Source organism: Shewanella sp. ECSMB14102 (assembly GCF_000813075.1).
Classification (GTDB): Bacteria; Pseudomonadota; Gammaproteobacteria; order Enterobacterales; family Shewanellaceae; genus Shewanella; species Shewanella indica.
This window is the reverse complement of sequence record NZ_JWGX01000005.1, coordinates 135,094-157,872: the sequence shown is the minus strand read 5'-3', so window position 1 is coordinate 157,872 and position 22,779 is coordinate 135,094. Positions and strand designations below refer to the sequence as shown.

Below are 22,779 nucleotides of genomic sequence, written 5' to 3'. Positions count from 1 at the left end.
ACAAGGTGCGCATAGCAAACAGCTGGCGTTGGCTGTTCCTGCTGCTGATGTTGTCAATGATATTTGCAACCAAGGTGCAGGCTGACCCAGATAATAACAATCAAGAAATCAAGCTGGCTATCACACCTCAGCTCTGTATTCTCAAGAGTGAAGAGGACACCTGTTCGCTTGATGTCAGTTTAAGCTGGACTAATACAAATGGTGCGGTTTGTATCCTTTCTGATTATGAAGGGTTACAACGTTGGTGCAGTGAAACTGAAGATGTGCACAGCCTCACATTCCGGCTCACAACCAGTGAGGACATTCATTTTGTCATGGTAGATAAAGACACATGGCAAACCTTAGCCGGCGTTTACTTTAGAACGACCCCCGTATCTGACACCAATGTCAGGCGCAGATATCGCAACCCTTGGAGTTTATTCTGATGACCTCAGCGCAATCGACTCACCGAGTTTTATTGGTAGAAGACGACATTCGTCTTGCCAACCTTATTGTGGATTATCTCAAGTCCCATGGCATGCATGTAGAAGTTGAGCGCCGCGGTGACACAGTTTTGACCCGACTGCTCAACTACAAACCTGATATTATCTTGCTGGACATCATGCTACCAGGCATGGATGGACTGTCGCTGTGCGAAAAACTGCCGGATTACTTTGCCGGCCCTATCCTGCTGATGAGCGCACTTGGCTCCAATGAAGATCAAATCAAAGGCCTGGAACTGGGAGCCGATGACTATGTGGTTAAACCGGTTGACCCGGCACTCCTGGTCGCGCGGATCAACAATCTGCTGAGACGTCATACCAAGCCACCTATGGCAGAATCTCACTGCCTGAGCTTTGGCAAGCTGAGCATAGATCCTCACACCCAGGCAATTCGTCTGGGCGATAAAGAGGTGGATCTCACCAGTCACGAATTTGAACTCCTGTGGCTGCTGGCATCCCAGGCCGGCCAAGTACTGAGCCGCCAATATATCTATCAGTGCCTGCTGAATATCGACTTCGATGGCAAGGATCGCAAGATAGACGTACGTATCTCCCGCCTGCGTAAAAAACTGGGCGATAACATAGAAACGCCATTCAGGATCAAGACGGTTTGGGGCCAGGGATATCTATTTGCCCCCGAAGCCTGGAACAGCTAATCCCCAAATAGGTTACCGCGTGAAACGCCTCTTCATCAGTTTGTATCTACTGATCAGCCTGAGCTTTCTCGGGCTGGGATGGACCCTAGACGCCCTTTGGCAGCAACACGATGACGAGGCGGAACTCTTGGCCGATGCGCCACTTATGGCCATGGCAGCCATCTTGAAGCCCATGAGCCCAGAACAGCGGCAACAGGCGATCGCCACCGCCAATGTCAATGCCACCTATCCATTGCGTCTGTTCAGTGCCGACAAGATCACCCTGGCCGATGATGGCGAGTTAGCTCCCGGTGAAGTCTTCACTACCCTGACCAACTCAGGTAGGCAGATGCAGTTTATCCGCCTGGACCAACAGGTGCTGATGACAGGCCCGATAGACACAGATCCCAGAGCCAGACTGCGTGGCCTATTCACCCTATTTTTCTATCTGTCGCTGGCCGGTGTGGCCTTGGTTTGGGTCTGGCCGCTATCGAGAGATCTTAAAGTGCTCAAACAAGCAACTGAAGCCCTCGGACAAGCCAAATGGGATACCCGTATCAAGCTGTCGCCCCGCTCTCAGGTAAAGCCCCTGGCGCACACTTTCAATGAGATGGCACGGCATATCGGTGCTCTTATCGACAACCAACGACACCTGGCCAATGCTGTATCCCACGAGATCCGCACGCCGCTGGCCAGGCTCAAGTTTGCCCTGGCGCTGATCCCCAACTATTGCCGTAAAGGAGCCGATGAAACCGCCAGAGCCGACTTTATTGCCGGCATGACAGAAGATGTCAAAGAGATGGAATCCTTGCTGCAGGAGATGCTCACCTACGCCAGCCTGGAGTCGGCCCAAACAGGGCTGAGACAGGAGAGCTGCGATCTCACCGCCCTCTGCCGCCAGGTGATAGACAGACTGCAGAGCCTGAGCCCGATTCCAATAACCCTGGATAGTTCCGTCGCCAAACTGCCCTTCACCTGTGAACCGGCCTTGATTGAAAGAGCACTGCAAAACCTGCTCACCAATGCCCAGCGCTTTGCCGAAAGCCAAATTCAGGTGACTCTGAGTGATGAAAAAGACAGGGTGACTATTGAGGTTAAAGACGATGGTGAAGGGATCCCCGAAGAGGAACAACGCAAGATATTCGAGCCCTTTGTCCGCAGCGATACCTCACGCAACAACAATAAAGGCTTTGGGCTGGGGCTGGCAATAATCAAGCGTATAGCCGAACGCCATCATGGGGAAATCCTGCTATTCAGCCGCCCCGGGGAAACCCGTTTTTGCATCAGCCTGCCCAAGCGTGAACTCAATCGAGACTGAAATCACTGAAGTCCAGAGGCTCGTCTGCGTCGTCTTTGGCATCAAAGTCCAGGCTGTGATTCAACTGCAGCTCTTCCACCTTTAGCTGCGCCCTGCGCGCCTTTATTTGCGCCAGTTGCCAACGCCGTTTACGCGCCTTGCACAGGCGAATAACATCCAACTTGCGGGCGTTGGAAAAATTGAGCCAATCAAACCTCTCTTCACGGTTACGGAAACAACCTTTGCAATAGCCCTTGGCATCTGTCTGGCAGACACCGATACAGGGGCTGGGGATATCAAAAAAGACCAGTTGTTCCATAGGGGCGTAAATGCAGGCTCTATCTGATGGGTAAACCTTAGGTATATCATCTCATTCTTAAAAAGGCGATTTTTTATCCGCTTCTTGCACTAACGGCCGCTTTGGCACAAAGTCACAGGGTAAGGTATATCCTTTCACGGAGGACAAGCGATGACATTCAGGACACTTTTGCTGCTGTTACCCCTGCTGCTGACGGCCTGCGCCCAGCAGCCGAAACAGGACTACGACCCAGGATACAGCTTCGCCAAGCTACAAAAGTTCACCTCCCTGCCGATTTCCAGCAGTGATGACCCCCTGAGCGCCGAGCGGATCAATCAGGCAATTGTCGACACGCTGAAAAGCAAACAATTTACTGAAGTCACTGAGTCAGCGGACTTCAAGGTTTCCTTTGCCTTTCGCACTACAGATAAGCCGAAAGACTCAGGCCTCTCCATCGGCCTTGGCAGCGGCACCTGGGGCTCTGGCGGCGGCATTGGCGTAGGCACCAGTGTGGGTGTGCCCTTGGGCGCCGATGCCAAACTCCAAACCATACAAATCGATATCATAGAAGCGAGTAGCAACCGCCTCATCTGGCGCGGCAGCGATCAGTTCAGCTTCAGCGATGGCGGTGAAGGTAAGGCAGAGGCAACTCGGGAAACCGTGATGCGGATCCTGAGCCAGTTTCCGCCTCAACCGTGAGCCATCACAGTGCGGCCGTTGGCCCATTGACGCAGGGCGTTGAGCTTTTCGGCCATCACCACAGATAAGGGGCGGGTCCGACTCAGGGCATCGAGCAGCCAGGCCTGATTGGCCTCCTGCCCCGCAGCCCTCGCAGCATAACGGGCGGAAATAACCGCCTGCTCTATCTCGGCGCCGGAGAAACCTTCACTGGCGCTTGCCAGACTCGCCAATTCCAGCGCGGCCGGATCGATATTGCGCTTACGGCAGTGGATACGGAAGATCTCCTCCCGGGTGGAGCTGTCCGGCAAGTCGACAAAAAATATCTCATCCAGGCGTCCCTTACGCAGCAGCTCGGGAGGCAGCGCGCTGATATCATTGGCGGTCGCCACCATAAAGACTTCGGACTTGCGCTCTGCCATCCAGGTCAGCAGGGTGCCGAGGATCCGCTTCGAGGAGCCTTCATCGCTGTTACTGCTGCCCAGCCCCTTTTCAATTTCATCTATCCAGAGTACGCAGGGCGCCATCAATTCCGCCATCTCCAGCGCTTTCTTGAGGTTGCGCTCCGTCTCGCCTATGTACTTATTGTAGAGTCCGGCCATATCCAGGCGCAGCAAAGGCCGCTGCCAGATACCGGCCACCGCCTTGGCCGCCAGGCTCTTGCCGCTGCCCTGCACCCCAAGCAGCATCACGCCCTTGGGCGTATCGAATGCTTGCGCATCGCTGCCAAGGCGCCTGTGATTCAGCCACTCCTTGAGTCTGGACAGCCCGGCAACATCGGCAAAGTCACAGGTGTCGTACTCAAATTGCAGCACACCTTCCATATCCAAAAGCGCAAACTTGGCCTTGTTGACCACGGGAATATCCGAGTGACACAAGGCGCCATCATCCCAGATGGCCTTACGGGCAAGACGGCGGGCATCGGCATGGCTCAGACCGCGAAGATTACCGGCAAGCAGTGGGATCACGGCTTCATCGAGACGATTCAAGGCCCCTTTGGCTCGGGCCAGGCGCGCTTCCTCTATGATGAGGTTTTCCAGCTGGGCCTGCCCTGGCATGGAAAGGGAGAAATGAGCACAGTATCGGCTCAGTTCAGGGGGAACATCAAAGGCGTGGCTGACCATCACCAGGGTGTGCTGCAAGGTTTCGTGCTCAAGGGCAATCTCCTTGATCATTCTCACGTTACGCGGCGCCTCAACCACATAAGGGTGAAAGTCACAAAGCACATAGATCCCCTGCTGCTGGCTGGCCTTGATGTGCGCCAGAATATCGGTCGGTTCGGCATTGAATTTCTGCACCCCAACTTCCCTGTCCAGCCGCTTGAGCCCCTGGGTAACACTCCAGCCATACAGGGGCCGCATCAGTACACCGGCCACTCGTTTGAGCAGTTCCAATACCCTGGGTTCCTCATACGTTTCAATTATCACCAAGGGCGTACCGCCCCTGAGCACCCCGGTTAAGTCTTTGACATCCTGCATTCTGGCTTCCCGCACGATAATAACGGACTTAAGAACAACAAAATTCCAACATTCGCCACAGCAACGTAAGCAGTGATCCAGCGCACAATTTATCAAGCCTTCCGCCCAAGTCGATTACCAAAGGGTAAACTAGCAAAAAAATCCGCTGCCACAGGCAGCTACAATAACCAAAGGTACCCACACTATGTTAGGCACTCCCCTTAGCCAAGGCGCCGTGCGCGCCATGCTGCTCGGCTGCGGCGAACTGGGCAAAGAAGTTGCGATTGAACTGCAGCGCCTGGGCGTCGAAGTCATCGGCGTCGACCGCTACCCCAATGCCCCTGCCATGCAGGTCAGCCATCGTTTTCATGTGGTCAACATGCTCGATCCCGAGGCGCTGCGCGCCGTCATCGAGCTGGAAAAACCCCATCTGGTCATTCCGGAAATCGAAGCCATAGCCACAGCGACGCTGGCGCAAATGGAGGCCGAAGGCCTGAAGGTGGTACCCACCGCCAGAGCCACCCAGTTGACCATGGACAGAGAAGGCATTCGCCGTCTGGCGGCAGAGACGTTGGGGATCCCCACCTCGCCCTACGTCTTTTGTGACACTGAAGCAGAATTCAATCAGGCGGTGGCCAAAATAGGTTTGCCCTGCGTGGTCAAGCCTGTGATGAGCTCATCGGGCAAGGGCCAGAGCGTGATCCGCGAACAAGCTCAGATAGCCGCGGCCTGGGAGTATGCTCAGCAAGGTGGCCGCGCCGGGCAAGGCCGGGTGATAGTCGAAGGCTTTGTGCCTTTCGACTACGAAATCACCCTGCTCACCATAAGTGCAGTCAACGGCATTCATTTCTGTGCGCCTATAGGCCACAGGCAGGAAGACGGTGACTACCGCGAATCCTGGCAGCCACAGGCCATGAGCCAAGTGGCCCTGGAAAAGGCGCAACAGATAGGCGCCAAAGTGGTTGAGGCGCTCGGCGGCCATGGTTTGTTTGGGGTAGAACTCTTTATCAAGGGCGATGAAGTCTACTTCTCTGAAGTCTCGCCCCGGCCCCACGACACCGGCATGGTGACCCTGATAAGCCAGGATCTGTCCGAGTTTGCCCTGCACGTGCGTGCCATTCTTGGATTGCCGATCGCCAATATCCGCCAGCACGGCCCCAGCGCTTCGGCTGTGGTGCTCAAAGAAGGCGACTCAAACAACCTGCGCTACACGGGCCTTGCAGCAGCGCTGAGCGAAGCCGACACCCAGCTGCGACTGTTCGGCAAGCCGGAGATCCATGGTCGCCGCCGTCTGGGAGTTGCCCTGGCAAGGGATCTGGATATCCAAAGTGCCATAGACAAGGCGCTACGCAGCGCCGCCAAAGTAGAAGTAATTTTTTAAAAGAAGCCGCCATGAGCCAGCATTTTCAGGGTAAGTATGAAGTGGAACTCAAGTTCCGTCTGAATGAATCTTGCAGCAAACAACAACTGCTTGAGCGCCTCAATGCCATGGAGCATGAGTGCATGTTTGCCGATAATCAGGAGGACGACTGCTACTTCGATACCCCGGATGGTCAACTGGCCGCGGCGGACAAGTCTCTGTGCATCCGGGAGATGCAGCCATCCAACAATCTGCTGTGGATCCTCAAGGGCCCGGGAGCGGATTGCTGTGAGGCGGTCAATATCTCGGATGCCGCCAGGGCCCGCAGCATGCTCAGCGCCATGGGCTATGTGCCGGTGCAGCGGCTGCAAAAACGCCGCAGCATCTACTTTATCGGCAAGTGGCATATGACGCTGGACAGCCTGGCGGGGCTCGGCGATTTTGCCGAGCTGGCGATCATGACCGACGATAGCGATAAGCTGGAGCAGCTTCGCAGCGAGCTTTGGCAACTGGCGGCCCGGTTCGGGCTGACCCAAGCCATGTTGGAGCCCTGCTCCTATCGGCAACTGTGCCGCACTATACCTTATTGAGTTAAACCTGGTTAACTGAGTCTCCGTCAATAAAGGCGCGCAGGTTGTCCACGGCAATATCCAACAGCTTCTGCCTGGCTTCTATTGTCGCCCAGGCATTGTGCGGACTTATGCTGACTCCTTTGGCATTGAGTAAGGGGTTGTCTGGCATTGGAGGCTCACTGGAGAGCACATCCACTCCGGCCCGCAACTTGCCCTGATTGAGTGCTGTGGCAAGCGCAATTTCATCCACCAGCCCACCACGGGCGGTATTGATCAAAATCACCCCGGGCTTTAACAGCTGTAGCGAGTCTTGATTGATCATCTTCTCGGTCGCCGCGGTCAGCGGGCAGTGCAGCGAGATCACATCGGCTTCACGATACAACTGCTCCAGTGGCGCCCAGTTGATGCCTTCGGCCAGGTCATGGCGCTCAGTTCGGGTATGCAGCAGCACCCGCATCCCCAGCGCCCTGGCAATATTCGCCACTCGCGAGCCTATATCACCATAACCGACTATTCCCATCACCTTGCCCGTGAGTGACATCAGCGGTGACAGCGTAAAACAGAAGTCGGCGCACTGGCTCCAGGCCCCCGCCGCCACAGCCTGGTGGTGCTGCGCCACTTGTTGGGTGTGATACAAGAGATGGGCAAAAACCATCTGCGCCACCGCATCCGGACCATAGCCAGGCACATTGGTGACTGTGATGCCAAGGTCGCCGGCGGCCTGTAAGTCGACCACATTGGTGCCCGTGGCAAGAATGCTTACGTACTTGAGCCCGGGCAGCGCCGCCAGTTGCTGCGCCCCGAGCACTGTCTTGTTGGTGAGCAGAATATCGGCGCCTTGGGCGCGCTGCAGCACAAGCTCAGCCGGGGTTCTGTCATAGACGCTAAGCTCCCCAAGCGCCTTGAGTGGCGACCAATCGAGATCGCCAGGATTGAGACAAAAGCCATCCAGAACTACTATTTTTAAGCTCATACTCACCTCTTTGTTACCCCACTCAGAAACGGTATCTTAACCCCAGATTGACCTGTCCCTGCCACAGGGTATCGCCCTTGATATGCCATAAGCACTGATTGGCATCGCAAAACAGGCTGCTGTCGCTGTTTATCAGGGTCGCATAGCCGCGCACATCGGCAAACAGGGATAGCTGCTCCAGCAGTTGATAATCCAGCCCCAGCCCAAGTCCCATGGAAAAACGGGTCTCATTACTGCCATACTCGGGACGCAGTTGCGTCAAACCGGCACTGGCGGTGACATAGGGCCGCAGCTTGTCTTTGGGAAAATAGAGCGTGCCCCCCAGATGCAGATAATCAACGCTGAGGTCCATCAGCTTGTCAGCGCCCGGAAAACCATTGCCACTGAGCTCAGTGCCCTGATGGGAGTAAAGCAGATACATGTCACCCGGATCTGACGTCGTCAGCCCCAACATAAAGCCAAAATGACCGGCCTCGGTAATATCCGCACTATTGTTGTCATTAACTGCGCTTTCGCTGGACCTATAGTCCAGATCATTGCCGCCAAAGCTGTAACCGCCGAACGGCGCAACAAACACTTCGGCCTGAGCCTGACCGCTCAGGGCCAAAAGCAAGGGAATTGAATAAGCAAGTTTCATGGCGCTCTCCTTGGGTGAACCCTCTTTAACAGTATGAGCCGCCCCCCAAGGGCTAGGCTCAGCGCATTCCTCTACTGCTCTTGACCCTGTCGTAAGCCGCCTGAATATCCTGAGCCTTACGCTTGGCCAACTCCATCATCTCTTCCGGTAAGCCCTTGGCTACCAATTTATCCGGATGATGTTCATTCATCAATTTACGATAGGCGCGTTTGACATCCTGATCGCTGGCGGACTCCGACAGCCCCAAGACTTCATAGGCATCGGCAACCGATGGTCTATGATCGCCGGGCGCTTGCTGAAAGCGAAACTCTGCCTGCCAACGCTTGAGCAGCTCATCGAGCTGAAAGCTGCTGAATCCCAGCTCTCTGGCAATCACCTGCAGTATTGCATATTCCTTGTCCTGCAGCTCACCGTCAGACAGGGCTGTCTGGATTTGAATTTCCAGAAACATCTGCTGTACTTCCCGGCGACCAAAGGTGATGCGCCGAAAACGGCGCAGGCTGGCTTCCAGTTCAAAGTCCGGCTCCTTGCCCTCGCGAAACGCCTGCTGGGCATCTTTTCGCGCCGCGCCGCTGAGGCGCAACATATCCATCAGACTGGTGGCCATGCGGATATCATTTTCAGTCACCCGTCCAGAAGCCTTGGCGATATGCCCCATAACGGCAAAAGTGGTGTTGAAAAACTCAGCCTGCCGACTGCCGGCACTTTCCCCCTGAGCAGCTGCCATCCGCTTGTCATATAGATGTCCAAGCCAGATCCCCAGTAAGGCACCGAAGAAACGCCCGAACATAAAGCCGATGACACCGCCGAAAAATTTACCCCAAATACGCATCTGTTATCCCATAGTGTGCCCGCCCTTGGCCGGGCCAATATTCAATCTTGAACTGTCTTATCTTGTGTCTGCTTGCGGGGTCGTGGTTAAACAGCCCCTTTGGCCTGCCTCAGCTCCAGCTGTTGCAACCTGTCCAGTGTGCCGACATCACACCAATAACCGGTGAAATGACTGCCGCTGATAAGCCCCTGCGCCATCTTTTGCCGCAGCAGCGGCGCCAAGGCAAAATGTGTCTCTGCTACCCCATCGAATAATTCGGGGCGATATATTCCCACCCCGGAGAAAGTGTACCTGGGCGCGCCCCTGTCACTGACCCGCGAATAGCCGAATGTTTGCGGCAGCAAGGCGAAGTCTCCCTCGGGATGCTGCGCCGGGTTATCCACCAGAAACAGGTGCGCCAGAGTATCAGCCGCCAAATTGGGCAGCTCAGGCATGGCATCGATAAACACATCGCCGTTAATCACCAAAAAAGGTGCATTACCCAGCAGTGGCAGGGCTTTCTTGATCCCGCCGCCGGTTTCCAGCGCTTCAATCTCACGGCTGTAATGAATCGTCACGCCAAAACGGCTGCCGTCTCCCAGGTGTTCAATCAGTTTGTCTGCCTGCCAGGCGCAGTTGATCACCAACTCTGTCACACCCATGGTGGCCAAACGTTCAATGTGATACTCAATCAAGGGCTTACCGGCCACGGGCACCAGGGGTTTAGGCAACTTATCGGTCAAAGGACGCAGACGCTTTCCTCTGCCGGCTGCCAGAATCATCGCCTTCATTTGTGCTCCTCTGCTTGTGGTCTGGACTGTAATTGAGACTGGGTTTGAGCCTGCTGCTGAGTCAGCGGCAATAACCTCAGCCTGACCCAAGAGGAAAGCGCCTGCAACTGAGGATAACGCTCGCAGATATCGGCCACATAACCGAGTGTAAGCGGTATATCCTTGAGATAACCTGACTTGCCATCTCTGTGATGCAAGCGGGCAAAGATACCCGCCGCCTTCAGGTGTCGCTGCACTCCCATAAGATCGAACCAGCGACTGAAAGTGGCATAATCAACATCTTTGCCAACCAACCCCAGCTCGCGGCACTGTTCAAAGAAGGCTTTGAGCAGCGGCTCGACTATCGCATCCGGCCAACGTATATAGCAATCTCTCAGCAGCGAGACTGCATCATAGGTCACAGGTCCCAATACGGCATCCTGAAAATCTATTACCCAAAGCTTACCTTCTTTAAGCATCAGATTACGGCTGTGAAAATCCCTGTGCATACCGACCAGGGGTTGCGCAAGCGCGCTGGCAGTCAGAATAGCAAAGCTTTCGGCCAACATAGTATGCTCAGCGGCTGTCAGGGAGACTTGCCAGTGTTTTTCCAGTAGCCATTCGCTGAAAATCGCCAGCTCGCGCTCGACAAAGGCCGCATCATAGTCGGGCAAGGGACCAAGCTCACTTTCCCGCACCGCCGCGATATCCGGCAAAATCGCCAGCGCCTTGAGATACCAAGCACTCACATTGGTTTCAGTCAACTCGGGCAACAGCAAGTTATCGCCAAGATCCTGCTGCAGGATAAAGCCCTCCGCCTCATTGAACTCAAGCACCTTGGGCACTCGGATACCCGCTTGATGATATGCCCGTGCCAAAGCAATAAAGGGCTTGTTATCCAATAAGTTGGGCGGAGAGTCTGTGACTATGTAATCACAATCATCAACATTGAGACGAAAATAACGCCGGAAGCTGGCGTCACCGGAAATCAGCTTGGCTTGCAAGGGCTTACCGAAAAGTTGCTGCAACCAGCACGACATGGAAAGAAATCTGGGGTCAGACAAGGTCATCTCATGGCTCTTGACGAAAAATTGCTTTATTATACCGAGGTAAAAAACAGGAAACAGCCAATAAATACAGAGTTTTTTATGGCTGCGTTGCCCGAGGCAGGATGCAACTTTTCCCTCCGAATACTTGTCCAGACAAAGAAATCTAAATAATTGACCTAAGATGCAGATCCGATATTTTCTGGCACTGAGCCTTTTACCCCCCCTGACGCTGGCTGAACCCCTTTCTCAGGAGGGCGGCAACAACGCTCAATGTGTTATCTTGCCTCCGGTTCCCTACCATCAGGTTGGGGAAAGCAGCGGCCCTTTGGCCGATCAAAAAATACAGATCCATTCGGATGCCTCTTCGGCACAATTGGGGCTCGAGGCCAGCTTTGAAGGCAATGTGACCTTTTCTCAGGCCGGGCGCAGAATTTCCGCCGAAAGGGCTACTGTCAATCAGCAGGAGCAACAATTAACCGCTCAGGGTAACTTGGTATTTCAAGACCCGCTGTTTACCGTGACCGCCGACTCGCTGATGGCACAGATGCGTTCCAATAACGCTACCCTTGAAGGGGCACAGTACTGGCTCCACGGTCAGCAGGTTCACGGTGATGCCCAGAAACTGGAAATCACCCAAAACAACAACCTGATCCTGAACAACACCAACTTCACCACTTGCCCACCGGATAATGTCTCCTGGCTGCTGGAAGCCGAGAAGATCAAAATCGACAGCAAGGAAGAGTGGGGGGAGATCTGGGATGCCAAACTCAGAATAGGCGGGGTGCCGGTATTCTATATTCCTTACATGACAGTGCCGGTTTCGGAGAAACGCAAGACAGGTTTCCTGTTCCCCAGTTTCAGTTCCAGCACCACCAACGGGGTGGAATTTGCCGCGCCGTTTTATTGGAACATAGCCCCCGAGTACGATCTGACCTTTACCCCACACTATATGTCGTCGCGGGGCTTGTTTACCAAGACAGAATTCCGCTATTTGTTGGGTGATGCAGGTAATCGACAAACGCCTACAGGCCAGTTCAACCTGGAATACCTGGGCAGCGATAACATGCTCGATGGCAGCCCCAACCGCTATATGTATCACTGGGAACACAGCGACGCTCTGGATGAAAACTGGCGGGTGTTAGCCAACTATACCGATGTCTCGGACAACAACTACTTCAACGATCTCAACTCTGATGTCAATCGTGCCACGGACAACCAGTTGTCCCGGGTTGGTGAAATCGCCTATTTCACCGACAACTGGGACTTCAGTGCCAGAGTGCAGGACATCAAAGTATTGGGCAAGGAAGAACGGCCCTATCAGGTGATGCCGCAGCTGAACTTCAACTACCGCACTCCGGGAATGTGGCAAGGCTTGGATTTCAACTTCGCCTCAGAGATAACCAACTTCCGTCACAAAGAAGATATCTACACCACGGCAACACGGGTACATATGGAGCCCAGTATCCTTCTGCCTATTCACGGCCCGGCAGGCTCACTGACCAGTGAAGTCAAGCTGATGCAAACCAACTACTGGCAGCACAATATTCAGCAGTCCGAGCAGGAGAGTAGTATAAGCCGTACCTTGCCTCAGGTGAGAATTCACGGTCAGATAAACTTCGAGCGCTATACCGACTACTTTAACCAAAACTATCGCCAGACATTGGAACCTCAATTCCAGTATCTGTATGTCGGCTATGAAGACCAGTCCAAAATCGGTCTTTATGACACGGGTGAACTGCAACAGGACTATTTCGGCCTGTTCCGCGACCGCCGCTTTTCGGGGCTGGACCGCATCGCCGATGCCAACCAGTTAACCCTGGGTCTGACCACCCGCCTGTTTGATGAGCGTAACCTGGAACAACTGAAGTTCAGCCTGGGCCAGATCATCTATTTCGATGACAGCAAGGTCAGCCTCTATGAAGATGACCTCACGGAGCAACCATCAACTTCGGTACTGGCCGCTGAGCTGGATGCCCGAGTCTACAAAGACTGGTTTGTCAGTGGTGCTATTCAATACGATACCCGTAACAGCTCCAACAAGAAGAGCGAAGCATCTCTGGACTACCGCCCCGGCCCCAACAAGCTGCTACAGTTCAGCTATCGTTATGTGCCGGATCTGCTCAACAGTAACACCAACGACAGAGTGGATATCTCCCAGGCTGGTTTCCGTACTACCTGGCCTATTACCGATGAACTCTATTTTGTCGGTAACTGGTATTACGACCTTAAAGAGGAACGCTCGGTGGAAAGCTATACCGGCTTCCAGTACGAGTCATGCTGCTGGGCAGTGCGTTTGAGCTACCACTACCGTATCAAGACCAACTATGAGGACGACCTCAGGACTGCCGCCCCCAACGAGCGCGAAATGTTCGAAACCGGCGTCTACCTCAACTTTGTGATCAAAGGTCTCGGTGGCTCAGGTCCTCTGGGGGTCAACGACATGTTGGATGAAGGTCTGTTCAACTACCGCAAACCACTTTATCTAAGGAATTAATCAAGATTTGTGGTAGATTGCTGAACCTCGGACAGGACAGAGAGTCCAATCTGGACAACCCGGGCCGCTGCCATCGGCGGCCAACGAAACGAAAATGTGGCAAGGATTTTGTGGATGAAACCCTGTAAGAAACTGATTTTTGGATTTTTTGCTCTAGTCATGAGCCAGGCTTCCCTGGCGGCACCACAACTGCTGGATCGCGTTGCGGTGCAAATCAACGACGGCATAGTGCTGGAAAGTGAAGTCCAGAACATGGTCGACACAGTCAAGGCCAACGCCAAGGCCGCCGGCCAAAGCCTGCCTTCAGATCAGGCACTGCGCACCCAGGTTATTGAGCGTTTGATCCTGACCCGTCTGCAACTGCAGATGGCCGACCGTATCGGCCTGCATATCGGGGATCTGCAGCTGGACCAAACTATAGAGAATATCGCCAAGCAACAGAACATGACGGTCGCCCAGATGCGTGCCGAAATTGAAGCCGATGGCAACAGCTTCAGTCAATACCGCGAGCAACTGCGTGAAGAAGTGACTCTGGGTGAAATCCAGCGCATTCAAGTACAACGCCGAATCCAGGTTTCACCCCAGGAGATCAACAGCCTGGTGAAACTGATCAAGGAACAGGGCCTGAAAGACGTCGAATATCAGGTTGGCCACATACTGATCGAAGTGCCTTCCAACCCCAGCTCAGAGCAATTGGAAGCGGCCAGTAAACGTGCCAATACCGTATTGGAACGTCTGAAATCCGGCGCAAACTTCCGTGAAACAGCCATTGCTTCCTCCGCAGGCCCCAAAGCGCTGGAAGGTGGTATCTGGGACTACATGAACATCAATGAGATGCCAACCCTGTTTGCCGAAGTCATTGCTGATGCCAAAACAGGCGACATCATAGGCCCCATTAAGAGTGGTGCCGGTTTCCATATCATCAAAATTATGGACGCCCGCGGCCTACAGACTCAGGAAGTTGAGGAAGTCAGAGCCCGCCATATTCTGCTCAAGCCATCACCAATTCTGTCTGAAGATAGAGCTAAAGCGATGTTGCAGCAGTTCCTCAAACAGATCCGCAGCGGTGAAGCCAAGTTTGAAGATCTGGCGCGCCAGTATTCGGAAGATCCCGGCAGCGCCACCAAAGGCGGTGAGCTGGGATGGGCTGCCCCAAGCATTTATGTGCCCGAGTTTGCCCAAACACTCAACAGCCTGAAGCAAGGTGAAATCAGTGAGCCCTTCCGTTCAACCCACGGCTGGCACATCACTCAGCTGGAAGAGAGACGCAAAACCGATGCCACGGATCAGTTCAATACCAACCGTGCGCATCAGTTGATCTTCCGCCGCAAATTCAACGAAGAGTTACAAAACTGGCTGGACGAAATGCGGGCCGACGCATACATTGAACTCTTCGACCCAGAAACTGACAGAGGTTAAGTCGCTTGGATATTAAACGTATTGCCATTACCCCCGGAGAGCCTGCCGGCATAGGTCCGGATCTGGTAGTACAGCTGGCGCAGCGCGACTGGCTGGCCGAGCTGGTTGTGTGCGCGGATCCTGCCTTATTGCAGGCGCGCGCCAAGATGCTGGGGCTCAGTCTCCAGCTCAAGCCTTATCAACCAAGCCAAGCAGCCAAGCCACAGCAAGCCGGTAGTTTGACCATAGTGCCCTTTCCCATGGCCTGTGAGCCGCGCTGCGGCGTGCTCAATGAGCAAAACAGCGCCTATGTGGTCGACACCCTGCGTTATGCGGGTGAAAAGAACATGAACGGCGAGTTTGACGCTGTAGTGACAGGTCCGGTCCACAAGGGCATTATCAATCAGGCCGGGATCCCTTTTTCCGGCCATACCGAGTTTTTTGCCCATCAGGCCGGTTGCCAGGATGTGGTGATGATGCTCGCCTGCCCAGGTCTGCAGGTAGCCTTGGTGACCACTCACATTCCACTGGCTTACGTTTCCAAGGCGATCACCCGCGAACGCCTGCATCAGATCATTAAGATACTGCACCAGGACTTGGTGAATAAGTTTGCCCTGGACAACCCCAAGATTTATGTCTGTGGCCTCAACCCCCATGCCGGTGAAGATGGCCACCTGGGTCGGGAAGAGCTGGATGTGATCATCCCGGCGCTGAACGAGCTCAGAGAGCAGGAGCAGATGCGCATTATAGGCCCTCTGCCTGCCGATACCCTGTTCCAACCCAAATATCTGCAAGACGCCGATGTGGTGCTGGCCATGTACCACGACCAGGGCCTGCCCGTGCTCAAATCACAAGGCTTTGGCAAATCGGTTAATATCACTCTGGGCCTGCCCTATATCCGCACTTCGGTGGATCATGGCACGGCACTGGAACTCGCAGGCACAGGCAAGGCCGATATCGGCAGCTTCGTCTGTGCACTCAACAAGGCCATAGAACTGGCCGGCAAAAACTGATCCAACTGAGTATCAATGAGCAATAAAGTACACTTAGGCCATACCGCCAGAAAACGTTTCGGACAAAACTTCCTGACCGATGACAATGTGATCAACCGTATTGTGGCGGCTATCGCCCCGGATAATGAGCATGTCATGGTCGAAATCGGCCCGGGTCTTGCGGCCCTGACCGAACCTGTGGCCAGTGCCATAGACAAGCTGACCGTGGTCGAGCTGGACAGAGATCTGGTGGAGCGTCTAAAGCAGCATCCTGTGTTAAAAGACAAACTGGAAATTCATCAGGGTGATGCCCTGCAGTTTGACTTCAACAAGCTGATGGTAGAAGGCAAGAAGCTCAAGGTCTTCGGTAACCTGCCATACAATATCTCCACGCCGCTGATGTTCCATCTGTTTGAATATGCCGAGCAGATCACCAACATGCACTTCATGTTGCAAAAAGAGGTGGTACTGCGGCTTTCAGCCAGCCCGGGCAGCAAGGCCTATGGCCGCCTGACCGTCATGGCCCAATATTATTGCCAGATAGTGCCGGTACTGGAAGTGCCACCGGGCAGCTTCACGCCGCCACCTAAAGTCGATTCCGCCGTGGTGCGCCTGGTGCCCTATGAAACCAAACCCTGGCCAGCCAAAGACGTTGCCATGCTCAGCAAGGTAACCAGCACCGCCTTCAATATGCGCCGCAAGACCCTGAGGAATAACCTCAAGGGGCTGCTTGATGATGCCGATTATGAGACCCTGGGAATCGATCCCGGCCTCAGACCCGAGCAGATCAGCGTCGAGCAATATGTCGCCATCGCCAACTTACTGAGCGACCGCCAGGCATAACATCCGGACGCCGGTCGGCGTCCTTCCTTTCCATCAGAGATTTTGGCCAGGAACTTAAGATGAATCCCCAGAAAAGCCGTATCAGAGTCGAGGTGCAGACCCAGTATATAGAACACCAGTCTGCGCCGGATGAAGACAAGTATCTTTTCAGCTACACCATCACAATTATCAACCTGGGTGATGAGGCGGTGACCCTCAAGAGTCGCCACTGGGTGATAACAGATGGCAATGGTCAACAAAGCGAAGTTCAGGGTGCTGGTGTCGTCGGCGAAACTCCGAGGATCAAGCCCAATACCGCCTACCAATACAGCAGCGGCACAGTGCTGGAAACGCCGCTGGGCTTTATGGAAGGCAGCTACCTGATGGAAACCGATGCGGGCGAGAGTTTCTATGCCCAGATCCCTCCTTTCCGCCTGGCTGTACCCGGCCAGGTGCACTAATGGGCAGATAACTGTGGCTCACTATTTTGTCGGCGATATTCAAGGCTGTTTCAACGAGTTGCAACGCCTGTTGGAGAAAGTCGATTTTAATCCCTCCAAGGACGAGCTGTGGGCGGTCGGCGATCTGGTCGCCCGCGGTCCGGATTCTCTCTCGACCTTGAGATTCTTCCGCGATCTCGGCGACTCGGCCAAGTCTGTGCTGGGTAATCATGACCTGCATTTACTGGCCGTCAAGGCCGGGCTCAAACGCGCCAAACCCAGCGACAAGCTACAACCGCTACTGGACGCTACAGATATAGACAGTCTCATCGACTGGATTAGAAACCAGCCTTTGATGCGTGAGTTGCCCGAACACAAACTCATCATGACCCACGCAGGCGTGCCGCCCCAGTGGGACATCCAAACCTTGCGACAGGAAGCGGACGCCGTCAGCCAGGCATTGCAAAGAGCCGACTATTTAGACAGTCTCATCGCCCGGATGTACACAGAAGAGCCGGAAGACTGGTCCAGTGCGCTCAGTGGCCTGCCCAGACTCAGGTACTGTATCAACGCCCTGACCCGAATGCGTTACCTCTATCTCGACGGCGCTCTGGACTTCAGCTGCAAGGTGCCGCCGGCCAAATGCGAAGATCCCAATCTCAAACCCTGGTTTTTATTCCCATCAAACACAGCTGACTACACCCGGGTCTTTGGTCATTGGGCCGCCCTGATGGGCAAGGTCGATGGCGAAAGACTGCAGGCGCTGGATACCGGCTGCTGTTGGGGAGAACACCTAACACTCTGGCACCTGGAAACCGATCAAAAAATTACCCAATCCAGGTTAAAAAAAGGTTAAGCTTAGCTGACATACGCCGATAACCATTTGGTAACGTGCCTATGAAAACTAAAAGATTTTTCCAAGAGAAAAACCACAACCTTATCCGGAGTAGCCTATGAAGTTGAATGTAGCAACCCGGGTCATAGCAGGATTTGCCGTAGTCACCCTGCTATTGATCCTGCTTGGTGCTGTTTCCTGGTTCACCAACAATGAACTGAAAAACACGACAGAAGTTCTACAACAACTGAGTATTCCGGCACTGAAATCAACCGGCGAACTGAGTGAGACCCTCAGCGAGCAGCAAAGGTTGGTTCTGGTGGGTTACCATGTCCCCAAGGCCAATAAGCTGCCGCCGATCCAACAACTGTTTGGTAGTCAAAAGCAAAGCTTCAAGGCGCAATTTGCCAGTCTGTCGAAACTGGTACAGCACGAACCCGGACTCAAAGAGATCCTGCCCCAAGTAGAGCGCAATTATCAGGCCTTTATCAACACCAGCGAACGCATGATGGCCGACCACCTCAGTGCGCTGGAACAGCAGGAAAGCCTCAATAAACAGCGGGATCAATTGGAGACAACCGCCGATGATGCCGCCAGTCTGCTGCTGGACCTGATGGATCTTGAGCAAAGTGAAAACACCACAGAGCGGGAAATTGCCGCTTCTGCCGCAGCACTGGACAGCAATGTCACAAATCTGATCAGCACGGTTTACGATCTGGTGGCCACCGAAGACCGCAGCAAATACGAGATCATAGTCAAAGAACTTGGCTATATCAGCAACGAAGCCGAGGCCAAACTGGAATACATCAGTCGTCACGGCACAGGTGTCATTGATACCGACATGCTCAATAAGTTGACCAGCGAGCTTGGCAAACTCAACCAGCATCTTAAAGGCAAAAACTCGATTCAGGCCCAGAAAGCAACCCAACTTGAACTCAAGGCCAGTACTCAGGTGGCACTGGCTCAAGTGGAAACCGACAAACAAAATGCCAATCAGGCAATGGCGGCTCTTTCCGGGGCCATCGAAACCCTGACCAACGAGATCAATGCCAAAACCCTGGCCAGTATCGACTCGGCCAGTATGCAGACCCTATTGGTGGTGCTGGTAGCTATTTTGGTAGCCATAGCCGTGAGTATTGCCGTGGTGAAACCACTGACCGCATCACTCAACCGTATCAATCAAGCATTGAATATCCTCGCTTCCGGTGACTTGACCCATAAACTGGATGACTCAGGCGAGGATGAGTTTGCCGAGCTTTCCCGCAACTGCAACCGCCTTATCGACAGTCTCAGAGGTCTTATTCGCGGCATTTTGGATAGATCCAACCAGTTGGCAGCCGCCGCCGAACAAACCTCGGCAGTCACCTCACAAACCACTATCGGGATCCAGGAGCAAAAGAGTCAGGTAGATCAGATAGCCACAGCCACCACAGAGCTGAGCTCAAGTGCCCAGCAGGTATCCCACAGCGCAGATCACGCCCTGAGCCAGATTAAACAGGCCGATGAAGAAGCTCAGAATATGCGGATCATTGCCGAGGAAAACCGCCGCACCATAGAAGCACTGGCCGACGAAGTCGCCAAGGCGGGACAGGTGATCAACAAGGTGCACTCAGACAGCGACGCCATTGGCTCGATTCTGGATGTGATCCGCGGCATTGCCGAGCAAACCAATCTACTGGCTCTCAACGCCGCCATCGAGGCCGCCAGGGCCGGTGAACAGGGACGCGGCTTTGCCGTTGTGGCCGATGAGGTACGCAACCTCGCCTCCCGCACCCAGGAATCGACCCAGGAGATCCAGCAGATGATCCAGGTGCTGCAAACAGGCACCCAAGAGGCGGTCGCTGTCATGGAACAGGGCCGCGCCCAGGCCAACTCCTGCGTCGCCAAGACAGAGCAAGCCAATCAGGCTCTGGAAGCCATCAGCGAATCTGTTCATCAGGCCTTCGATGCCGGCACCCAAATCGCCAACGCCGCTCAGGAGCAGAACCTGGTCAGCCAGCAGGTTTCAGAAAAACTGGAACATATTGCACTGATCTCGGAAGAAACCGCCTCAGGCGCCGATCAGACCGCCCAATCCAGCCATCAGGTGGCGCAACTCGCCGAAGAGTTGCAGGCTTCGGTTGGCGAGTTTAAAGTTTAACGCCAATGGTTGGCCGGAGCCGAGAATGTTTCACCGTCTGAATAGAGAGAAAACTCGGCGCTCAAACCAGAGGTCAGTGGATTGACGCCCCAAAGACTCCAAAGCAGAGCCAGGCTTTGGGGCTCAAAGAAGGCATAAATCCACCATTGGTTATTCCCCTCATCGATTACTTCTGTGTTTCACCTCTACCTACAGCAACAGGCACAAGCAACAAAAGTGACACAAAAACCTGTTTTATTTATTGACAATCAACCTCTGTCGCTTGTTAGCTTGCAGATAAGGAAATTAGCGGGAGCTTTCAATGGAATACAGACGTATCCCCCACTCTACTCTGGAAGTAAGCAAACTGTGCCTCGGCACCATGACCTGGGGCGAGCAAAACAGCCAGGCCGAGGCCTTCGCCCAGTTAGATATGGCCCTAGCCGAAGGGATTAACTTTATCGACACTGCCGAGATGTATCCGGTGCCGCCAAAACCCGAGACTCAGGGTGAGACCGAACGCATTCTTGGCGCCTATCTCAAGGCCCGCGGCAATAGAGACAACCTGGTGATAGCTACCAAGGTGGCGGCTCCCGGCGGCAAGAGTGACTATATCCGCAGCAAGATGGCACTGGACTGGCGCAACATCCAGCTGGCGGTGGATGCTTCGCTGCAGCGCCTGGGCGTAGACTGTATCGATCTCTATCAAATCCACTGGCCCCACAGAAACTGTAACTTCTTCGGCGAACTCTTCTATGAGCAGCAGGAGCAGGAGTCGATGACCCCCATCCTGGATACCCTAGAAGCCTTGAGCGAAGTGATCCGCGTCGGCAAGGTGCGCTATATAGGGGTCTCCAATGAAACCCCATGGGGCCTGATGAAATACCTGCAACTGGCCGAGAAACACGGCCTGCCGCGAATTGTCAGCGTGCAAAACCCCTATAACCTCTTGAATCGCAGCTTTGAAGTGGGCATGAGTGAAATAAGCCACCGCGAAGAGTTACCGCTGCTGGCCTACTCACCATTGGCCTTTGGCACCCTCACAGGCAAATACCTCGATGGTCAGTGGCCGGCAGGCGCCAGGTTGACCCTGTTCAAGCGCTTCGCCCGCTATACCGGCACCGAGTTGGCGCTTGAGGCCACCGAGGCCTACGTCAAGCTGGCCCAAAAATTCCACCTAAGCCCGGCGCAGATGGCACTGGCATTCGTCAACTCCCGTCCCTTTGTGGGCAGCAATATCATAGGCGCCACCAATCTGGAGCAGTTAAAGGAGAACATTGCCGCCTCGCAGCTTAAGCTGAGTGAGGAACTGCTCGGTGAGCTCAACTCGCTGTCGAGCCGATTTCGCCTGCCCTGTCCTTAAGGGTTGAGATATTTCGTCTTGCATTGGGCGCACAAATCCATAAAGATCTGTGCGCCCTTTTGATTGAAGATCCACAGCAATGAGCACTCCACAATTGCGCGCCCAGTTTCCCGCGCTCACCCAGATGTTGGGGGATTATCCCCTGGTCTATCTCGACACGGCCGCCACCAGCCAAAAACCCCAGCGGGTGCTGGAAGCTATGGCGCGTTTCTACCGTGAAGATTGCGCCAATGTGCACAGAGCGGCCCATCAGCTTTCCGCCCGGGCGACCCAGGCCTACGAAGCTGTGCGTGATGCCTTGCAAGATTTTATCCATGCCGCCCGGCGGGAAGAGATCATCTTCACCCACGGCACCACCGAAGCCATCAACCTGCTGGCCTGGGGCCTTGGCGAGCGCTTTGGCAGAGATGACCTCATTCTGGTCGACAGCTGCGCTCATCACGCCAATCTGCTGCCCTGGCAACAACTGGCCAAACGCAGTGGTGCCAGGCTGGAACCCATACCACTGGATAAAGATCTGCGCCTCAATAAGGCGGCCTTTGGCCTGCTGCTCCAGCAAAGGCCCAAATTGGTGGCCCTCAGCCATGTTTCCAATGTATTGGGTACAGTCAATGACATAAAAGCCTTGTGTCAGGATATTCGCGCCGCCGGCGCCATCAGTGTGGTGGACGGTGCCCAGGCCGTTGCTCACCTGCCGCTGGACATGCAGCAACTGGGGTGCGACTTTTATGCTTTTTCCGGCCACAAGATGTATGGCCCCAGCGGCATAGGTGTACTCTGGGGCCGCTATGAATTGCTGGACACCCTGGAGCCACTACTGACCGGCGGTGAGATGATAAAAACCGTCAGTTTCCAAGACAGTACATTTGGCGACTTGCCCAACCGCCTCGAGGCCGGCACCCCGCCGATCGCCGAGGTCATAGGTCTGGGAGAGGCCATCGCCTTTCTCGAACAGCAGGACAGACAAGCCCTGGCGCTTGCCGAACAAAAACTGCTGAACAAGCTGCAACAGGGGTTATCCGCCATTGCCGGGGTCGAACTTTACGCCGCCCACGGGGATAATCTGGGCGCCGTGGCCTTTAATCTCAAGGGGGAGCATCACCAGGATGTAGGCATACTGCTGGATCAACAAGGCATAGCGGTACGCTGCGGCCATCATTGCGCCATGCCACTGATGTCGCTGATGGGTATCAAGGGCTGCTGCCGGGCCTCTGTGGGGATCTACACTGATGAGCAAGATATCAAACGTTTTCTCGATGCCCTGAAGGCAAGCGCCGAACTACTGGGATACTGAACC

General features: G+C 54.4%; 22 protein-coding genes. 15 read left to right on the top strand and 7 right to left on the bottom strand.

Going from position 1 to position 22,779, the window contains the following annotated elements; all coding sequences use genetic code 11:
- The first annotated feature begins 5 nt into the window (after positions 1-5).
- From RC73_RS02620 to RC73_RS02610, 3 genes are read left to right on the top strand one after another with little or no spacing between them, the layout of a single operon-like run.
- Positions 6-425, top strand: a complete 420-nt coding sequence (locus RC73_RS02620) for a DUF3019 domain-containing protein (RefSeq protein WP_039033170.1) — start codon at positions 6-8, stop codon at positions 423-425.
- A complete protein-coding gene (locus RC73_RS02615; RefSeq protein WP_039033169.1) occupies positions 425-1,138 on the top strand; it encodes a response regulator in 714 nt (237 codons plus the stop codon). Before RC73_RS02620 ends, RC73_RS02615 begins: the two co-directional genes overlap by 1 nt.
- A 19-nt stretch (positions 1,139-1,157) precedes the next feature.
- A complete protein-coding gene (locus tag RC73_RS02610) occupies positions 1,158-2,435 on the top strand; it encodes an ATP-binding protein (RefSeq protein WP_039033168.1) in 1,278 nt (425 codons plus the stop codon).
- On the opposite strand, the gene RC73_RS02605 is transcribed toward RC73_RS02610, so the two are convergent.
- Complete coding sequence (locus tag RC73_RS02605; RefSeq protein WP_039033167.1) at positions 2,422-2,733, bottom strand: DUF1289 domain-containing protein; 312 nt, start codon at positions 2,731-2,733, stop codon at positions 2,422-2,424. The genes RC73_RS02610 and RC73_RS02605 overlap by 14 nt on opposite strands.
- A gap of 150 nt (positions 2,734-2,883) precedes the next feature.
- On the opposite strand from RC73_RS02605, the gene RC73_RS02600 reads away from it, so the two are divergent.
- Positions 2,884-3,411: a DUF4136 domain-containing protein gene (locus RC73_RS02600; protein ID WP_039033166.1), complete on the top strand. Its 528-nt coding sequence runs from the start codon at positions 2,884-2,886 to the stop codon at positions 3,409-3,411.
- On the opposite strand, the gene RC73_RS02595 is transcribed toward RC73_RS02600, so the two are convergent.
- Positions 3,402-4,868, bottom strand: a complete 1,467-nt coding sequence (locus tag RC73_RS02595; protein WP_039033165.1) for an AAA family ATPase — start codon at positions 4,866-4,868, stop codon at positions 3,402-3,404. The genes RC73_RS02600 and RC73_RS02595 overlap by 10 nt on opposite strands.
- A gap of 184 nt (positions 4,869-5,052) precedes the next feature.
- On the opposite strand from RC73_RS02595, the gene purT reads away from it, so the two are divergent.
- Complete coding sequence (gene purT / locus RC73_RS02590; protein WP_039033164.1) at positions 5,053-6,228, top strand: formate-dependent phosphoribosylglycinamide formyltransferase; 1,176 nt, start codon at positions 5,053-5,055, stop codon at positions 6,226-6,228.
- Between the two features lie 11 nt (positions 6,229-6,239).
- The gene (locus tag RC73_RS02585) at positions 6,240-6,797 is read left to right on the top strand and encodes a class IV adenylate cyclase (protein WP_039033163.1); all 558 of its coding nucleotides are present in this window, start codon (positions 6,240-6,242) and stop codon (positions 6,795-6,797) included.
- Position 6,798: 1 nt separating this feature from the next.
- On the opposite strand, the gene RC73_RS02580 is transcribed toward RC73_RS02585, so the two are convergent.
- The 5 genes from RC73_RS02580 to RC73_RS02560 form a co-directional block, all read right to left on the bottom strand.
- Positions 6,799-7,752: a D-2-hydroxyacid dehydrogenase gene (locus RC73_RS02580; protein ID WP_039033162.1), complete on the bottom strand. Its 954-nt coding sequence runs from the start codon at positions 7,750-7,752 to the stop codon at positions 6,799-6,801.
- 22 nt (positions 7,753-7,774) lie between these two features.
- A complete protein-coding gene (locus tag RC73_RS02575) occupies positions 7,775-8,389 on the bottom strand; it encodes an outer membrane beta-barrel protein (protein WP_039033161.1) in 615 nt (204 codons plus the stop codon).
- A gap of 58 nt (positions 8,390-8,447) precedes the next feature.
- Positions 8,448-9,221, bottom strand: a complete 774-nt coding sequence (gene djlA, locus RC73_RS02570; RefSeq protein WP_039033160.1) for a co-chaperone DjlA — start codon at positions 9,219-9,221, stop codon at positions 8,448-8,450.
- Positions 9,222-9,307: 86 nt separating this feature from the next.
- On the bottom strand, positions 9,308-9,991 hold the full coding sequence (gene murU / locus RC73_RS02565) for an N-acetylmuramate alpha-1-phosphate uridylyltransferase MurU (RefSeq protein WP_039033159.1): 684 nt from the start codon (positions 9,989-9,991) through the stop codon (positions 9,308-9,310).
- Complete coding sequence (locus tag RC73_RS02560; RefSeq protein ID WP_052247939.1) at positions 9,988-11,040, bottom strand: aminoglycoside phosphotransferase family protein; 1,053 nt, start codon at positions 11,038-11,040, stop codon at positions 9,988-9,990. The genes murU and RC73_RS02560 overlap by 4 nt, the downstream gene beginning before the upstream one ends.
- Positions 11,041-11,200: 160 nt before the next feature.
- On the opposite strand from RC73_RS02560, the gene lptD reads away from it, so the two are divergent.
- From lptD to RC73_RS02515, 9 genes are all read left to right on the top strand, one after another.
- The gene (gene lptD / locus RC73_RS02555) at positions 11,201-13,513 is read left to right on the top strand and encodes an LPS assembly protein LptD (protein ID WP_039033158.1); all 2,313 of its coding nucleotides are present in this window, start codon (positions 11,201-11,203) and stop codon (positions 13,511-13,513) included.
- A 114-nt stretch (positions 13,514-13,627) separates the two neighbouring features.
- Complete coding sequence (gene surA, locus RC73_RS02550) at positions 13,628-14,932, top strand: peptidylprolyl isomerase SurA (RefSeq protein WP_039033157.1); 1,305 nt, start codon at positions 13,628-13,630, stop codon at positions 14,930-14,932.
- Between the two features lie 5 nt (positions 14,933-14,937).
- Entirely contained in the window at positions 14,938-15,924 is a 987-nt protein-coding gene (gene pdxA, locus RC73_RS02545) for a 4-hydroxythreonine-4-phosphate dehydrogenase PdxA (RefSeq protein WP_039033156.1), read from the top strand.
- A 15-nt stretch (positions 15,925-15,939) separates the two neighbouring features.
- Positions 15,940-16,746: a 16S rRNA (adenine(1518)-N(6)/adenine(1519)-N(6))-dimethyltransferase RsmA gene (gene rsmA, locus RC73_RS02540; protein ID WP_039033155.1), complete on the top strand. Its 807-nt coding sequence runs from the start codon at positions 15,940-15,942 to the stop codon at positions 16,744-16,746.
- A 59-nt stretch (positions 16,747-16,805) separates the two neighbouring features.
- Positions 16,806-17,186 carry a Co2+/Mg2+ efflux protein ApaG gene (gene apaG, locus RC73_RS02535; protein ID WP_039033154.1) on the top strand — a complete coding sequence of 127 codons (381 nt, stop codon included), beginning with the start codon at positions 16,806-16,808 and terminating at the stop codon, positions 17,184-17,186.
- 13 nt (positions 17,187-17,199) lie between these two features.
- Entirely contained in the window at positions 17,200-18,021 is an 822-nt protein-coding gene (locus tag RC73_RS02530; RefSeq protein ID WP_039033153.1) for a symmetrical bis(5'-nucleosyl)-tetraphosphatase, read from the top strand.
- Positions 18,022-18,118: 97 nt separating this feature from the next.
- Entirely contained in the window at positions 18,119-20,140 is a 2,022-nt protein-coding gene (locus RC73_RS02525) for a methyl-accepting chemotaxis protein (RefSeq protein ID WP_039033152.1), read from the top strand.
- 301 nt (positions 20,141-20,441) lie between these two features.
- The gene (locus RC73_RS02520; RefSeq protein WP_039033151.1) at positions 20,442-21,482 is read left to right on the top strand and encodes an NADP(H)-dependent aldo-keto reductase; all 1,041 of its coding nucleotides are present in this window, start codon (positions 20,442-20,444) and stop codon (positions 21,480-21,482) included.
- A gap of 79 nt (positions 21,483-21,561) precedes the next feature.
- Positions 21,562-22,776: an aminotransferase class V-fold PLP-dependent enzyme gene (locus tag RC73_RS02515; protein WP_039033150.1), complete on the top strand. Its 1,215-nt coding sequence runs from the start codon at positions 21,562-21,564 to the stop codon at positions 22,774-22,776.
- Positions 22,777-22,779: the final 3 nt, after the last annotated feature.